Raw genomic sequence first — 12,755 nt, 5'->3', positions numbered from 1 at the left:
TCGGGGGCGATGGCAGAAGCGCCCTGTCTAGGGGAGGGAATATGCAATCTCTTGCGCGCCGCGCCGCTGCGCCGATTTTCGCGCTGGCGCTGTTTTCCAGCGCTGCGCTGATCTTCGTGCTGCAGCCGCTGTTCGGGCGGATGGTGACGCCACTCTTGGGCGGATCGCCGGCGGTGTGGAACACGTCGATGGCGTTTTTCCAGGCGGCGTTGCTGGTGGGCTACCTCTATGCGCACTTGCTGGCGCGCGTGCGCGATTTGCGGGTGCAGGCCGTGGTGCATGGCGTGGTTCTGTTGGCGGCGTGGCTGGTGCTGCCCGTGCACGTGACGAACGCGCTGGGCGCGCCGAGTTCTGAGCATCCGGCATTGTGGCTTGTTGGTGTGCTCGCGCTTTCGGTGGGCGCGCCGTTCGCCGCGGCATCAGCGACCGCGCCTTTGCTGCAAGCCTGGTATTCGCGCACCGGACGCGCAGACGCACACGATCCGTATTATCTCTACGCGGCGAGCAATTTGGGTTCGTTCATCGGCCTGCTCGGGTATCCGGCCTTGATCGAACCGCTCTTGGGCGCGCAGGCGCAGAGTAGCGCGTGGACAGCGGGTTATGTGCTGGTGGCGGCGCTGGTGGTGCTGTGCGCGGGCATGGCGGTGTCGGCCAATGACGGCGCGCCTGCGCCGGTGAAATCGGAAGCTGCGCCGGATGCGGCGGCGGTGACGTGGCGCGAGCGTCTGTATTGGATCGCGGCGGCGGCGGCGCCGTCCGCACTTTCGCTCGGCGTGACGCAGCACATTTCGACGGATGTGGCCTCGGCGCCGATGCTGTGGGTGATCCCGCTGGCGCTTTATCTCGCGACGTTCGTGATCGCATTCGCGAAGGGCAGCGAGAAGCTGATTGCGTCGACGCTCTTCATTCATCCCTTCGCAATCGCGTTTTTGCTGGCGTCCTATTACGCGTCCGGCAATTGGGTGTTCTCGGTCACCGGGATTGTGACTGGCTTCTTCTTCAGCGCGCTCGTGTGCCACCTGACGCTCGCTAAGGCGCGGCCGGATGCGAGCCGGCTGACGGAGTTTTATCTTTACGTGTCGCTGGGCGGCGTGCTCGGCGGCGCGTTCGCGGCGCTATTGGCGCCGGTGATCTTCAACAACGTCTATGAATATCCGTTGGCCTTGGCGGCGGCGTGCTTGTTCAGACCGCGCCAACAGAACGACATGCCGCGTTTGATGGATGCTTCAATAGGCGCGGCCGTGATGATCGCGGTGCTGTTCGTGATCTTGAACGTGCGCGCGGCGACGATCGATGCGGTGATCATTGTCGGCGCGCTGGGTGCAGCGTGCGCGATGGTGGCGGCGGGGTGGGGCGATGAACGCCGACCGGCGCCGTTCCGCTATGCGTTCCTCGGTGCGGCGGCCGTGCATGCGGGCATTGTGATTTGGATCGCCTTCCATCTGGAGACGATCTTCGTCCGCTCCATCATCGAAGGCGCCGCGCATCTGGAAATTCAGCAGCCTTGGGGCTTGGTGCTAATCGCGTCGAGCATGCTGGTGTTGATGTTTGTGGTACACGGCACGACGCAGAACCGACGCGACGGGGATTCGCCCGTCGCGGATTTTGCGTGCGGCGTGGCGCTGCCGAGTTTGTTGTTTCTCATTATGCAGGTGCTCGTCGGCGCGCGGCTGACGCCGCAATTGCTGGTGACGGTCGGCATTCTGCTCTGTGCGTTTGGCGTGTTCTTCAATCGCGGGCGGCCATTTGTGTTGGCGGCTGTGGTGCTGGTATCGTTTGTTGTGATCTTCTTGGAAGACGCACGCGGTGCGCGGATTATCACGCAAGAGCGCAGCTTCTTCGGCGTGCTGCGTACGCGCGTGATGGACGATCCGAGCGATCCGAGCGTGCCGCCGTTGCGTATTCTTTTGCACGGCACCACGATCCACGGCGCCCAGCTCGCAGCCCCCGGCCTCACCCGCCTGCCCCTCACCTATTATCATCCGCGCACCGCGCTAGGGGAGGCGATCCTCGCGGGCCTTTCGACCGGCGAAAGCTCAAATATGGCGCTGATCGGTTTGGGCGCTGGTTCGTCGGCGTGCCTGACGCGTCCGAGCGATAGTTTGACGATTTTCGAGATCGATCCAGCTGTTGTGCGCTTGGCAGTAGAACCCGGCGGCGACTTTACCTACGTGCCGGAATGTCAGCCGAACGCGCGCGTCGTGATCGGCGATGCGCGGCTGCGGATCGCTGAAGAGCCGGATGGCGAGTTCGATGTGATCGTCGTCGATGCGTTCTCGTCCGACGCGATCCCGGCGCACTTGCTGACGGCGGAAGCGATCCGCACGTACCTCAACAAGACCTCGGATCGCGGCATCGTGGTGTTGCACCTATCGAACCGCAATCTGGCGCTGGTGTCGGAAGCGGCGCGCGTGGCGCGTGATCTGGGCGCCTACACGCAATACCGGATCAGCGATCGCTTCGAGCAGCCATATGTGTCGTATTATGGCGGCTTGGCCGCGAGCGTGATGATCGTGGCGAAATCGCCGGAGCTCATGAGCCATCTCGCGCTGCCGAGCGGCGGTTGGCGGGAGTTTCCGGCGCCGGATGGGCCCGGTTGGACGGACGATTACATCAATCTGCCGCGTGCGCTCTGGGAAGGGCTCTCAGGCGCGGAAGAGTGCCGCATCTATCCTTGGATGCGCAGATGTGGCGGCGAATTGCCGGCGCAGGAAACGCCGACGGCGCCGACTGATCCGACGCAGCAATAGCGGCTAGCGGCGCAGCAGCGTTGCTGTCGCGTACGCGGCCAGGCCTTCTTCGCGGCCGAGGAAGCCCATGCGTTCGGTCGTGGTGGCTTTCACGCTGACGCGTTCGATCGGCAGATCGAGAACGGCGGCGGTGCGCGCTCGCATGGCGTCACGGTGCGGGCCGATCTTCGGGCGTTCGCAGACGAGCGTGACATCGACGTGCGTGATCGTGGCGCCGGCGGAATCGGCGAGTTGCAGCGCGTGGCGCAGAAATTTTTCCGAGTCCGCGCCTTTCCATTGTGGATCGCTGGGCGGGAAGTGCGCGCCGATATCGCCTTCGCCGAGTGCGCCGAGAATGGCGTCGACGAGCGCGTGCCAGCCGGCGTCGGCGTCGGAATGACCGAGCAATCCTTTTTCATGCGGAATGCGCACGCCGCAAAGCGTGACGTGATCGCCTTCGCCGAAGCGATGCGCGTCAATGCCGTTGCCGACGCTGACGAAGCGCTCATCGAGCAGGCGGGCGAGCATTTCCAAATCTCCGGGATAGGTGATCTTCATCAGGCGCGGATCGCCGGCGATGAGTTTCGTTTCGGCGCCGTACGCACGAATCACGGCGAGGTCATCGGCGAAGCTTGCCTCGCCAGCGGCGGCGTAGGCGGCGCGCAGGGCGGCGGCATTGAAGGCTTGCGGCGTCTGCACGCGCATCAAATTCTCGCGTGAAATCTCAGCGACGACGACATTGTCGGCGCCGACGCGCTGGAGTGCATCCGCAGCGGGCAAAGCCGGCGCTACAGCAGGCGCGCCGTCGCACACCGCTTCGATCAGAGCGCGGATCGTGGTCTCAGAAAGGCCCGGGCGTGCAGCGTCGTGAATGAGAATGACATCGGTGTCGGAAATCGCGTTCAGCGCCGCTCGTACGGATTCCGTGCGCGTCGCCCCGCCTCGCACCGCGCGAGCGGGGAGGGACGCAATTGCGGTATTGAAGAGGTCGTCCTGGTCGAGGCCGATGGCGACCACGACCTCCTCCACGTCGGCGCCCAGGAACGCCTCTATCGACCAACGCAGCACCGGCTTACCCAGAAGACGATTGTATTGTTTGGGTAATTCGCCGCCGGCGCGGCTGCCGACGCCTGCGGCGACGATGATGGCGGAGACTTTCATCGGATGGAGAATTCTTCGCGCTCGTGTTGCATCGCAGCATAAAACCCTTGGCGCCCGCTTTTTAGGCGCCATACTCGACGCCGAGGACGGGGCCAAGGATGCTCGATTTGAACGAAAATCGCCGGCTTGTCTCGCGCCTCGCGCTGGGGGTGCGGTCATGGTCGGTTCTAGATTGAGCGAGGTGCGGCCTCTCGCGGGACGGATGTCCACGCCGGATGCCGAGCGTTGGCTGGAGGCGCTGCCGGCGCCGGTGATTGGCCTGGATTCCGGTGAACGCATTCGGTTCGTGAACGCTGCCGCCGCTGAATTGCTCGCCGCTGTCGGACGCGGTCTGCTGGGCCGCCGGCTCGACGAGATATTCGGAAATGATGCGCCGATCCTTGGGCTCGCGCGGCGCGCCGCGAATGGCGTAGCGGTGGCTGAGGCCGATGTGACGCTCGCAGGCCCCGGCTTTGCTTTGGGCCGCGCGACGGTGTCGGCGGGGCAGGTGGGTGATAACGGCTACGTGGCGCTGGTGATTACGCATGCGCCGCGCGCGCGTGTGGCGCCGCTGGCCACCGCGATGAATTCCGCGACGCGCACGCTGGCGCATGAAGTGCGCAATCCGCTCGCCGGCATTCGCGCAGCCGCACAACTCATCTCGCGTGGCGCTGATGACGAAGCGTCAGCGCTTGCGACCTTGATTTGCGATGAAGTGGATCGGATTCACCGACTGACTGACCGGATCGACCCGTTGGGTTCGTTCCATCCGCCGCGCTTTGAGCCGTTCAACATTCACGAAGCGCTCGATCGCGTGCGCAAACTTATTGGGTCGAGTTCGCCGGATGTGATGATCCGCGAACGCTACGACCCGAGCTTGCCGCCGGTGCGCGGCGATCTGGACCAATTGATCCAAGCCTTCTTGAACATCGCCAAGAACGCCGTCGAAGCTTTGGGCGAGCAGCAAGACGGCGAGATCGCGATCATCACGGCGTACCGGCCTGGCGTGCGTTTCCGCTCAGCCGCCAGCGGCGCAGCGCGTGCGCAGCTTGAAGTGCAGATTGTCGACAATGGCCCGGGTTTGCATCCTGACGTCGCCGATCGCTTGTTTGAAGCGTTCGCGAGCACGAAATCCGGCGGCATGGGGCTTGGCCTCACGGTCTCAGCTGACATCGTCGCGCGGCACGACGGGCGCATCGAGGTCGATAGCGTGCCTGGCCGCACCGCATTCAAAATTCTTCTCCCTATTGATCCGGAGGATCACCCATGAGCGCACGCATTCTGCTGGCGGATGACGACGCCTCATTGCGTTTCGTGCTGTCGCAAGCGCTCGGCAAAGAGGGGTACAATGTGCGCGCGACGGGCAATGTCGCGACATTGTCGAAATGGGTGCGCGAGGGGGAGGGCGACCTCGTGCTGAGCGACGTTTACATGGGCGACGAATGCGTGTTCGACGCACTGCCCTCAATGCGGATGGCGCGCCCTAACCTGCCCGTGATCGTGATGAGCGCGCAGTCGACGGTATCGACCGCGCTCTCCGCGGCTGGCGCCGGCGCTTATGATTATGTGCCTAAGCCGTTTGATCTCGATGATCTGATGGCGGCTGTGCGCCGCGCGCTGACCGGCGGGCCGGATGCGAAGACGCGCGCGCAGGGCGCAAAGGCCGAGAAGGAAGAGAAGCTGCCGTTGATCGGCCGCGCGCCGGCGATGCAGGAAGTTTATCGCGTAATGGCGCGTGTGGCGGGCACGGATCTGACCGTGCTGGTCGAAGGCGAAAGCGGCACGGGCAAGGAGCGCGTGGCGCGGGCGATCCACGATCATAGTCGCCGTGCTAGCGGGCCGTTCGTGATTGTGAGCCTCGCGGGCGCGGCGCCCGCGCAGATCGATCAGGATCTGTTTGGCCCAGAGGGTAAATTCCATCAGGCGCGCAATGGCACGCTGTTTTTGGAAGATGTTGATGAGCTGCCGAGCGACGCGCAGACGCGTTTGGCCGGCTTGCTGCATTCAGACGATCCAAACGAACGGCCGAATGTACGCTTAATCGCGGCGGCGCAACGCCCGCTGGCGTCACTCGCGCGCCAAGGCTCGTTCCGCCAGGATTTGTTCTATCGCTTGAACGTGGTGGCGATCCGTCTGCCGCCGCTGCGCGAGCGCTTGGAAGACGTCGGCGATCTGGCGCGAGCGTTTCTCGTGCGCGCCAAGCGTGAGGGGCTGCCGGATAAGCAATTGGACAGCTCGGCGATCGAGCGGCTGAAGGCGTACGATTTCCCTGGCAACGTCCGTGAGCTCGAGAATTTGCTGCGCCGCGCGGCCGCCTTGAGCCCTGCTTCGGTGATCACGGCCCGCGAGATCGGCAATGAGTTGGGCGTCGCCGCGAAGGAGCAGGCAGCGGAGGAGAGCGGGGAGGGCTTTGAAGCGGCCGTCTCGCGCCGTCTCGCCTCGGAATTCGCCGCAGCCAGCCCCGACCTGCCCGACGCCGGGCTTTACGATCGGCTTTTGGCCGAGGTGGAGCGTCCGCTGATCGAGCAAGCGCTCCAGGCCACCCGCGGCAACCAGATCCGGGCTGCGGCCGTGCTGGGCATCAACCGCAATACTTTGCGGAAGAAAATCCAAACCTTAGGCATCAAGACTGGGCGCGGCGATTGACGCTGGCGTGATCTTGGTTCAACACCATGTTGCTATATGGCAACATGAGTTCCCCCGGTCATGGTGCAAATCACGGCGAATGAGCCTGCGTCTGACGCGGCGGTTCTAAGCGACCGTCCGCAAGGTAAGAGCGCGCTCGCGTTCGCCATAGGGTTTGGCGTCGCCGCCCTCCTCACCTCGATCGCGACCATCGCCCTCCTCCTCGGCGAAGGTCTGGCAGGGGAGGCCAATACGGCGATCGGCGGGATGCTCTTCGCCAGCATCGCCATCTCTGTGGTGCTCACCGGCATTTTCGCGCATCGCATGCTGCGCATCGCCAAGGCTTGGCGCTCGGCCGCCACCGGCGCGCGTTTGCATTTGCGCTTCGTGACGTTGTTTGCGCTGGCCGCGCTCGCGCCGGCGATCATCGTCGCGGCGTTTCTGGGCTTCACCTTCAGCCAGGGCGTCGATCGTTGGTTCAGCCAGCGCGTGGAGAGCACGATCGAGAACGCGGCTGACGTTGGCCGCGCTTACGTCGACCTCGCGTCCGGCGGGCTCAGCAATGAAGTCGAAGCGATGAGCGTCGATTTGAATGCGGCGCGCCAGGGACTGCTGACCGAGCCGCAGCGTTATCTGGCGTTCCTCGATGCGCAGACAGAGCGCCGCGCTCTGTCGGCCGCGTACGTGGTCGATAGCGCCGGCCGCATTTTGGCGCGGAGCGAGATGCCGGGTGGGGGCGCCTATAGTGCGCCATCAGCCAACGCCTACGTGGCGGCGAATGCCGGCGAAGTGTCTGTGCGATTCGACGAGCCGACCAATAGCGTTCGCGCGCTCAATCGGCTGAGTGAGTATCAGGACGCGTATCTGCTCGTGACGCGCCCGGTTGCACCGGGATTGGTGACGCAATTGCGCGCATTCGAATCCTCGGTTGAAGACTATCGCAGCGCGCGCGAACAACAGGGCGCGCTACGCAGCTTGTTTGGCTTGGCCTATCTCTCAACCGCGCTGCTTGTGTTGTTGGCGGCAGGCTGGGTTGGGTTGAACAGCGCCACGCGCGTGGCCGAGCCGATTGGCCGGCTGGTCGGCGCTGCGCGGCGCGTGGAAAGCGGTGATCTCAAAGCGCGCGTCAGCGTCGGCGAGGAACGCGACGAGATCGACGCGCTGGCGACGGCGTTCAATCGCATGACGGCGCAGCTGGATGCGCAGCGTCGCGATCTGATTGCCGCACAGGAAGAAGCGCAGGACCGCAGCCAATTCATCGAGACCGTTCTCGCGGGCGTCAGCGCAGGCGTGGTCGGTCTCGACAAGAATGGGCGCATCTCGGCCGCCAATCGCTCGGCGGTGCAGCTCTTGGGCGAAGAGAATTTGGTCGGCCGGCGCATAATCGATGTCGCGCCCGAATTCGCGGAATTGCTCAATCGCGCTTCACCAATGGGCGAGACGCCGGCGATGCGCGTCGATCTCATGCGCGACGGTGGCTCGCTCAATTTGAGTGTCCGCATGAGCCCGGAGGCGGACGGCGGCTTGGTGCTCACGTTCGACGACATGACCAAGCTCATCTCGGCCCAGCGCCAGGAGGCTTGGAAGGACGTGGCGCGTCGCATCGCGCACGAGATCAAAAATCCACTGACGCCGATCCAACTCTCGGCGGAACGTCTGCGTCGCAAATACACGGACGAAATCACATCGGATCAGGACACGTTCCTGAAATGCACCGACACGATCCTGCGTCAAGTCGCCGATATCGGCCGCATGGTGGATGAGTTTTCGTCGTTCGCGCGGATGCCGACGCCGCGTATGGCGTTTGCCGACATGAGCGAGATCGCGCGTCAGACTGTGTTTGGTCAGCGCCTAGCGTTCGCGGACATGCGCATCGAAGTCGAAGGCGTCGATAAGCCGATTGGACTGGTCAGCGACGAGCGCTTGATCTCGCAGGCGTTGCTGAACCTTATCAAGAATGCCGCAGAAAGCGTGCAGGCGCGTCGCGCGCGCGACGGTGAGCCGAAGGATGGGTTCGTGTTGCTGCGGCTGCGCGATCTGGATTTTGGCGTGCAGTTTGAAGTGATCGACAACGGCTTGGGTTTTCCCGAAAAGGATCGCCACCGCCTGATCGAACCGTACGTGACGACGCGGGTGAAAGGCTCGGGGCTGGGCCTGGCGATCGTTGCGCGCATTGTTGAAGACCACGGGGGGCTGATTGAGTTGGACGACGCGCCGGGGCAAAGCCCAGGCGCTGTCGTCCGTTTTGTTCTCCCCAAGCGGGCCGATGACACGGTCGAAACGGCCGCAGAACACGGCGCAGGAGCAGCCTGATGGCGTCTGACATCCTCATTATCGACGACGAAGCTGACATTCGCGATCTCGTCTCGGGCATTCTCGAAGACGACGGCCACCAGGTGCGCACAGCACGCGACTCTGACGAAGCGCTCGATGCGCTGCGTCGACGCACGCCATCGCTGATCGTGTTGGATATTTGGCTGCAAGGCAGCCGGATGGATGGCCTTGAGCTCTTGGCGACGTTCAAGGAGATCGATCCCGATATGCCGGTGATCGTGATCTCCGGTCACGGTACGATCGAGACCGCCGTCTCGGCGATCCGCAAAGGTGCGTATGACTTCGTCGAGAAGCCGTTCACGGCTGACCGTCTGCTGCTCGTGGTGGAGCGCGCGTTGGAGACAACGCGTCTGAAGCGCGAAAATATGGCGCTGAAGGCGCGCTCGGCGGCGAGTGATGATCTGATCGGTTCTTCGGCGGTGATGGCGGCGTTGCGCAGCGCGATCGACCGGGTGTCGCAAACGAATTCGCGCGTCTTGATCAGTGGCCCGGCAGGCTCGGGCAAGGAATTGATTGCGCGACTGCTACATGAGCGCAGCGCCCGCAATGGCGGACCTTTCGTGGCGATCAATGCGGCGTCGATCGCGCCAGATCGCATGGAAAGCGAAATCTTCGGCGAAGAAGGCCCAGACGGCCGCGCGCGTAAGATCGGCGTGTTCGAGCAAGCGCACGCCGGGACGCTCTTCTTGGATGAGGTCGGCGACATGCCGATAGAGACGCAATCGAAAATCCTGCGCGTGCTCGTGGAGCAACGTTTCCGGCGCTTGGGTGGCTCGACGGATGTGCAGGTGAACGTGCGCGTGGTGTCGTCGTCGTCGCGCGATCTGAGCGGCGATATCGAGCAAGGCCGTTTCCGCCAGGATTTGTATCATCGCTTGAATGTGGTGCCGTTGCGCGCGCCGGCATTGGCTGAGCGGCGTGAGGATATTCCGGAGTTGGCGGGTTATTTTGTCGGTCGTCTCGCGGGCATGACGGGCGTGCCGGCGCGCCAGATTGGCGAAGATGCGTTGGCGGCGCTGCAAGCCGCGGAATGGCCGGGCAATGTGCGCCAGCTGCGCAACGTGATCGAACGCATTCTGATCTTGGCGACAGGTGATTTGGCGACGCCGGTGACGGTGGATTCGCTGCCGCCGGAGGCTTGGCCGTCAGCCGGCGCCAAGCACGATGGGATGCAGGAAGTGATCGGTCTGCCGTTGCGCGACGCGCGCGAGCGGTTTGAACGCGAATACCTGAACGTGCAGATCACGCGCTTTGGCGGCAATATCTCGCGAACGGCCGCGTTCATCGGCATGGAGCGGTCGGCGTTGCACCGGAAGCTGAAATCACTTGGCGTGGAAGCGCCGGGGCGGGCTGGGCAAGAAGCTGAATGAGCCAGATCGCGTATGTGAATGGCGCATACGTGCCGATGCGCTATGCGGCGATCTCAATCAACGATCGCGGCTTTCAGTTTGGCGATTCAATCTATGAGGTCTGGCCCGTGCGCGGCGGTCAGCTGCGCGATTCTGACGGCCATTTTGCGCGCATGCGACGCTCGTTGAACGAAATCCGCGCGCCAGCGCCGATGGATGACCGTGCGCTGCATCTGGTGATCAAGGAGACGATGCGGCGCAACAAGGTGCGTGAAGGCATCGTCTATATCCAAGTGAGCCGTGGCGTGGCCCCGCGCGATCACACGTTTCCGAGCAAGCCGATCAAGCCGACTTTGATCATCACGGCGAAGAATTTGGATCAGGCGGGGATGCGCAAGCGTGGCGCCGAAGGCGTGAAAGTGATCACGACGCCGGAAATTCGCTGGGCGCGGCGCGACATCAAATCGGTCAATCTGCTGCCGAACATATTGCAGCGTCAGGCGGCGAAGGAAGCTGGCGCGTTCGAGGCGTGGTTCGTGGACGAGGACGGCTTCATCACCGAGGGCACGTCCTCGAATGCATGGATCGTGGATGCGCAAGGGCGCCTCCGCACGCGGCCGCTCTCAAATGATATCCTGCATGGCGTGACGCGCGCGTCCGTGATGCGCGTGGCGCAGGAGCGGCAGATGCAGGTTATCGAAGAGCCGTTCACGCTGGCTGAAGCCAAAGCCGCGCGTGAGGCGTTCGTGACCGGCGCTGGCAGCCCAATCTTTCCGGTGATCGCCATCGACAATGTTCCGGTTGGCGAAGGAAAGCCCGGCCCGGTGACCCAGGCCCTGCGCGCCGCATATTTGGGCGCCGAGTAGTCATTACAGTTCTTCGCGTGCGGTAGAGTTGGCGCCGGCGCCGGATCGCGCCTATAGCAGCCCCATCAAGCCGCGCGTTTCGTCGCGGCGTCATAAAACTCAAGCATGGGGCTACACCATGGATAAGAAACAAAACCTCCAGGACACGTTCCTGAACGCCGTCCGCAAGGCCAAGACGCCACTCACGATTTTCCTCGTCAACGGCGTGAAACTGCAGGGCGTTGTCACCTGGTTCGACAATTTCTGTGTGTTGCTGCGCCGCGATGGGCAGGTGCAGCTCGTTTACAAGCACGCGATTTCGACGATCATGCCGGGCGCGCCCGTGCAATTGTACGATATCGACAAGGCCGCTGATGAAGCCGACGGCTGATACGCCGCTCAAAGATTTCAATCGCGCGATCGTGCTGCGCCCGCTGGCGACGGCGGGCGAGAGCATTCGCGACGGAGAAGCGCGCCTGCTGGAAGCCGTAGGGCTGGCGCAGGCGCTTGGGCTCGACGTGACGCACGCGGAGGCCCCGCCGCTGCGCCAGATCAGCCCGCGCACCTATCTGGGCGGCGGGCGCGTGGAGCGTTTGAAAGAGCGCGCCGAAGAAACTGGCGCGGGCGTTGTCGTGATCGATGCGCCGCTCTCGCCTGTGCAGCAGCGCAATCTGGAAACGGATATTGGCGCGAAGGTCGTGGATCGCACGGGGCTGATCTTGGAGATCTTCGGCCTGCGTGCGCGCACCAAGGAAGGCAAGCTGCAGGTCGAGCTGGCGCGGCAAGGCTATGAGCGCTCGCGCCTGGTGCGGACATGGACGCACTTGGAGCGTCAGCGTGGCGGCCTAGGCAAAACCGGCGGCCCTGGCGAAACGCAGATCGAGCTCGATCGCCGGATCATCGCCGATCGGATTTTGAAGCTGAAGCGCGAACTGGAGGATGTGCGGCGCACGCGCGGCCTGCAGCGTCGCGCGCGCTCGCGTGCGGGGCTGCCGGCTGTGGTGTTGGTGGGCTATACGAACGCGGGCAAGTCCACGCTGTTCAATCGGCTGACGCAGGCCGGCGTGCTGGCGAAAGACATGCTGTTCGCCACACTCGATCCAACGGCGCGGCAAGTGAAGCTGCCGAGCCATCGCGCCGTGATCATGAGCGACACGGTGGGCTTCATCTCCGATCTGCCGCACGAGCTGGTGGAGGCGTTTCGCGCCACTTTGGAAGCTGTGACGGAAGCGGATTTGCTCGTGCACGTGCGCGACATCGCGCATCCGGAGACGGACAAGCAGAAGGCCGATGTGCTGGGCGTGCTGGCGCAATTGGCGAAAGATGCGGGCGGGAAAACGCCGCGCGTGATCGAGGCTTGGAATAAGATCGATCTGCTGGACGATGCGACGCGCGAAGGCCGCTTGCGGCGCGCGCACACGGCGGCCGAGCAGGGGCAGGGCGAGGCCCTACCCCCTGTTGCGATTTCGGCGGAGACGGGGGAGGGCGTGGACGCCCTGCTCGCGGCGATCGATCGCGCGGCCTTCTCAGCCACGCGCGTGGTCACCCTCACCTTGTCGCCGGATGATGCCGGACGCGCGCGCGCACAGATCGCGGCGGCGGGCAAAATTCTTGAAGAGCAAACCGACGATGACGGCGTGATCACGTTGCGCGCGGAGTTGCTGGTGGAAGATGCCGCGCGGTTTGCGCCGCTGGAGCCCCTGCCCGAAGAACCGAAGCAGGCGGCGGAGTAG

General features: G+C 64.0%; 9 protein-coding genes. 8 read left to right on the top strand and 1 reads right to left on the bottom strand.

Annotation, left to right across the window (positions count from 1 at the left end; translation table 11 throughout):
- Window positions 1–41: 41 nt before the first annotated feature.
- Window positions 42–2,750: a fused MFS/spermidine synthase gene (locus EPJ54_RS02800; protein WP_135210142.1), complete on the top strand. Its 2,709-nt coding sequence runs from the start codon at window positions 42–44 to the stop codon at window positions 2,748–2,750.
- Window positions 2,751–2,753: 3 nt separating this feature from the next.
- Here EPJ54_RS02800 and EPJ54_RS02795 read toward each other — a convergent pair whose 3' ends face one another.
- Window positions 2,754–3,890: a bifunctional 2-C-methyl-D-erythritol 4-phosphate cytidylyltransferase/2-C-methyl-D-erythritol 2,4-cyclodiphosphate synthase gene (locus EPJ54_RS02795; RefSeq protein ID WP_135210141.1), complete on the bottom strand. Its 1,137-nt coding sequence runs from the start codon at window positions 3,888–3,890 to the stop codon at window positions 2,754–2,756.
- Window positions 3,891–4,092: 202 nt separating this feature from the next.
- Between EPJ54_RS02795 and EPJ54_RS02790 the strand changes: the two genes are divergently transcribed.
- The 7 genes from EPJ54_RS02790 (at window position 4,093) to hflX (ending at window position 12,755) form a co-directional block, all read left to right on the top strand.
- A complete protein-coding gene (locus EPJ54_RS02790) occupies window positions 4,093–5,139 on the top strand; it encodes a two-component system sensor histidine kinase NtrB (RefSeq protein ID WP_167755541.1) in 1,047 nt (348 codons plus the stop codon).
- On the top strand, window positions 5,136–6,515 hold the full coding sequence (locus EPJ54_RS02785) for a sigma 54-interacting transcriptional regulator (protein WP_135210139.1): 1,380 nt from the start codon (window positions 5,136–5,138) through the stop codon (window positions 6,513–6,515). Before EPJ54_RS02790 ends, EPJ54_RS02785 begins: the two co-directional genes overlap by 4 nt.
- A 60-nt stretch (window positions 6,516–6,575) precedes the next feature.
- Window positions 6,576–8,807 carry a sensor histidine kinase NtrY-like gene (locus EPJ54_RS02780; protein WP_135210138.1) on the top strand — a complete coding sequence of 744 codons (2,232 nt, stop codon included), beginning with the start codon at window positions 6,576–6,578 and terminating at the stop codon, window positions 8,805–8,807.
- Window positions 8,807–10,198 carry a nitrogen assimilation response regulator NtrX gene (gene ntrX / locus EPJ54_RS02775; protein WP_135210137.1) on the top strand — a complete coding sequence of 464 codons (1,392 nt, stop codon included), beginning with the start codon at window positions 8,807–8,809 and terminating at the stop codon, window positions 10,196–10,198. Before EPJ54_RS02780 ends, ntrX begins: the two co-directional genes overlap by 1 nt.
- Entirely contained in the window at window positions 10,195–11,043 is an 849-nt protein-coding gene (locus tag EPJ54_RS02770) for a D-amino-acid transaminase (RefSeq protein ID WP_135210136.1), read from the top strand. The genes ntrX and EPJ54_RS02770 overlap by 4 nt, the downstream gene beginning before the upstream one ends.
- Before the next feature lie 118 nt (window positions 11,044–11,161).
- A complete protein-coding gene (gene hfq, locus EPJ54_RS02765; protein ID WP_135210135.1) occupies window positions 11,162–11,413 on the top strand; it encodes an RNA chaperone Hfq in 252 nt (83 codons plus the stop codon).
- Window positions 11,397–12,755, top strand: coding sequence for a GTPase HflX (hflX, locus tag EPJ54_RS02760; RefSeq protein WP_135210134.1), 1,359 nt, complete (start codon window positions 11,397–11,399; stop codon window positions 12,753–12,755). The genes hfq and hflX overlap by 17 nt, the downstream gene beginning before the upstream one ends.

The organism is Vitreimonas flagellata (assembly GCF_004634425.1).
In the GTDB taxonomy this organism is placed as follows: Bacteria; Pseudomonadota; Alphaproteobacteria; order Caulobacterales; family Aquidulcibacteraceae; genus Vitreimonas; species Vitreimonas flagellata.
The sequence above is the reverse complement of the archived record's forward strand: the minus strand, read 5'-3'. Positions and strand labels throughout refer to the sequence as shown.